Source organism: Psychrobacter sp. 1U2 (genome assembly GCF_051847575.1).
Window position 1 is genome coordinate 1 of record NZ_JBPYDC010001276.1, and the last position, 645, is coordinate 645.

Below are 645 nucleotides of genomic sequence, written 5' to 3' on the forward strand. Positions count from 1 at the left end.
TCTAAAGTGTCAGCAATAGCAATAGGCTTACCATTTTGCTCACGAATAGCTGCTTTTTGATGCAACGCCAGTACTTGACCGACTGAAGTTGTATCAAGTGTCTCACCGAACAAAGTAACTTGTACGTCTTTTTCGTTATAGAGTTTGTTTAACAGTCCAATTAACTCAATAGCTTGTTGTTCTTGATCGTTGTAACTATTTAGACGATCTTGATGTAATTGGCGTAAGGTATTAGCTTGGCTCACGAGAAACATCCTTATGGTCAGTAAAATGTGTTTGTAAAATATAGAAGGCTATGTAAGTACTAAAAACTTATAAACTGAGAGAGACGCTACGTTAGTAAAATTGATACATACTTATTAATCATTATATTATGTAGTAGGTTTATAAGCTCTTTGGTCGTACTTATCATAGGTTTTAATTGGGGTACATTTTAGCTCAAAATGCCTGATTTTGCTAGTGATAACCGTTATTACTAACGTTTGATATCAATCATGTATTGTTTTTGACAGAAACTATGTTCATAACACAGCAAAAAGGCAACTTATTAGGTCACCTTTTTATTTATCTACCAAACTGAGTCAATACTCACCATTAGGTTCGCTACAAACAGACAGAAGACTACCGATCACTTGATCAATTTTT

1 pseudogene is annotated in these 645 nt (G+C 34.1%); it reads right to left on the reverse strand.

Annotated features, from left to right (window positions below):
- Positions 1–254, reverse strand: a pseudogene (locus ACS8FD_RS21620) (glyceraldehyde-3-phosphate dehydrogenase); the annotation flags it as partial.
- Positions 255–645 lie beyond the last annotated feature (391 nt).